This window comes from Xanthobacter autotrophicus (genome assembly GCF_029991245.1).
In the GTDB taxonomy this organism is placed as follows: domain Bacteria; phylum Pseudomonadota; class Alphaproteobacteria; order Rhizobiales; family Xanthobacteraceae; genus Xanthobacter; species Xanthobacter autotrophicus_C.
Genome location: NZ_JAIVFO010000271.1, coordinates 1 through 2,205, shown reverse-complemented (window position 1 = coordinate 2,205; position 2,205 = coordinate 1). Strand labels below are relative to the sequence as shown.

At 68.2% G+C, this 2,205-nt stretch carries 3 protein-coding genes and 1 tRNA gene; 1 reads left to right on the top strand and 3 read right to left on the bottom strand.

What is annotated here, in order from left to right:
* Positions 1–455: hypothetical protein (locus K9U41_RS22620; RefSeq protein WP_282643090.1), on the top strand; the 455-nt coding region annotated here is incomplete at its 5' end.
* Between the two features lie 175 nt (positions 456–630).
* Here K9U41_RS22620 and K9U41_RS22615 read toward each other — a convergent pair.
* The 3 genes from K9U41_RS22615 to K9U41_RS22605 all read right to left on the bottom strand — a co-directional run bounded on the left by K9U41_RS22615 (position 631) and on the right by K9U41_RS22605 (position 1,931).
* A tRNA-Thr gene (locus K9U41_RS22615) sits at positions 631–706 on the bottom strand.
* 355 nt (positions 707–1,061) lie between these two features.
* Complete coding sequence (locus tag K9U41_RS22610) at positions 1,062–1,469, bottom strand: DUF4332 domain-containing protein (protein ID WP_282643089.1); 408 nt, start codon at positions 1,467–1,469, stop codon at positions 1,062–1,064.
* Positions 1,470–1,550: 81 nt separating this feature from the next.
* Positions 1,551–1,931, bottom strand: coding sequence for a hypothetical protein (locus K9U41_RS22605; RefSeq protein ID WP_282643088.1), 381 nt, complete (start codon positions 1,929–1,931; stop codon positions 1,551–1,553).
* Positions 1,932–2,205 lie beyond the last annotated feature (274 nt).

Genomic DNA, 2,205 nt, shown 5'->3' with positions numbered 1-2,205 from the left:
AGGAGGCCCGTCACCACCGAACAGGCCATGGTGAGGCGCAGATCACCCTTCGCCGCCCCCCTGAAGCGGGAGAGGAAGGCCGACAGGCGCTTGCGGTCGGCTTTCTCGTCGGGCGCACGCTCGGTGGGGATGGCGACACCTCTGTGTGGTCATGGCGGCGTCACGGGTCCGAGTGGGCTTGGTTGCGCCCGTCGAACGCGTTCTGGAACTCGAACCACATGACATGGATGACGCCCATGGCCAATGCGACCGCGACGCCCGGAAGCCTTGGTCCGGAAGCCTTGGCCCGGCGTCCCTTGGACCTTCTCGCACTTGTGGCGGACGTCGGCCAGCGAGGCGGTGGGATAAGGAGCGAAGGAGAACGGCTTCAGATGGCCTGCGAATCGATGAGCGAAGCGCCGAATGCGGATTGCGCTGGGATTGACCGGAAGGTGCAGGCCGCCGCCATCAAATAGTTGGAGGCTTTATTCTCTGGCTTCGCGTCGCGCACAGCGAGGTCGGCAAGGGCCATCGGTAGCCACCCCCCCTGTGGGCACGACCGCGATGCCCGCAAGCCTGCCGACACGCGCGCGAGATTCGACCGGATCTCAACGGACCCGGGACGTTACGAAACGTCTTCGGAGAGGTAGCTGGTGCCGCGGAGAGGATTCGAACCTCCGACCCACGCATTACGAATGCGTTGCTCTACCAGCTGAGCTACCGCGGCACGGAGGCACTCTTTACGGGGAGGGCGGGACGTTTTCAAGGCCCCCTCTGTGCGGGCCGGGCCGGGATGCCCCACGTGGTGCCCCGCCGGCCGGAAAAGTCATGCGGCTCGGGGCGTGGCTCCGCGCCACATCCCGACGGGCTTTTCAGTCCGGCCGGTGCGCGGGGAATCATCCCCCCGCACCGGTTGGAAACGGCGCCGGCTTGCCGGCCGCGGATGGCGTGCACCGCCGTCCACGCCGTCAACCACGCGGTCGTGCGCCTGCGGCGCGCATGCCGCCGCCGGGGGGCGGGCCATCCCGGCGGGCACGTTGCAAGGACTGGCTCCGGCGGGCCGGGCCGGAGCGGTGGAGCCGTCAATAGGTGAGGACCGTCGGCAGGTCCTTGGCCTGGGCCACCCACTTCTCCACCATGCTTTCGGTGGGCAGGGCGCGCACCAGCTTCTTCTGGGCGTTCACATCGGCCATGGCCTTGGTGAGATTGGCCGGGACGCGGGTCTTCAGCTCTTTTACGGTGTCCACGCCGGCGGCTTCCAGAAGCTCGGAATATTCCTCGCCCACGCCCTTGATGCGCATCAGGTCGGCCATGTTGGCCCATTTGAGGATGCGGCTCTCGTCGATCCCGCTCGCACCTGCGAGTTCCTTGCGCCCCTTGGGCGACTTGGCCTTTTCGAGCAGCGCATCCGTGGTGGTGATGCCGGCGCCCTTCAGCTTCTCCGCGAACACCGCCCCGATGCCCTCGATGTCGATAATCGGATAGGACATGCGTTTCCCCTTATCGCGGCCGGCTTGTGTGCCGGCAGGTCAGATCACGCCACAACCTGCGGCCGAGTCAATCGCCGCCTGTCATACCACCTGCCGGAGGCCGGGGACGGCGCGCACCAGCCGGTCGACCGGCTCATCGCCCACCGTCGTGCGGGCATAGGCCACGATCTCGTGCACGGCGAACTGCACCTGGGCCATGGTGAGGCCGTGGGCCATCATCCGGTCGGCCACCAGCATCAGGCGGGCCATGCCGCCGAAATGGCGCTCGGAAAGCTCGGTGGCGTCCACCTCGGGGGCCTCGGCGGTCAGCGCCTGCGCCCAGGGATGCACCGCGAACAGGGGCGCGAGCACGTCCGCCGGCGCCTCCTTGCCGAGAAACTGGATGACGATGACCACCACCGCGCGTGCCGTGGCCTCGTCCAGATCGAGGCGCGTCCGAAGGTATGCGACCAGATCGTCCATGTCCGCTCCTTCGCCTGCGCCTGGTGCCGCATCGCCGGGCAGGCGGGGCGGCACATTGCAGGCGCCCGGGCCTGCGCGCAAGGGCCGGTGGGGCGGCGGGATGCAGGGCAGGGGACGCCTCGGGCAAATGGCGCAATTTGCTTGCCCGTCTGGCAGGGGCGGGCGAAAACTCCGGATCGAGGAGACCGGATGCATCCGGCGATTCGTCGCTGTTGCATGCGTCGCTGCGCGGATCGCGCCGAGGAGCACCGAATGGCACGCACCCCTTCCACCC

Bases quoted from the DNA above. Each gene is read 5' to 3' on its own strand.
- K9U41_RS22610 (WP_282643089.1), bottom strand. From the start codon at position 1,469: ATGTCCTATCCGATTATCGACATCGAGGGCATCGGGGCGGTGTTCGCG.
- K9U41_RS22605 (WP_282643088.1), bottom strand. From the start codon at position 1,931: ATGGACGATCTGGTCGCATACCTTCGGACGCGCCTCGATCTGGACGAG.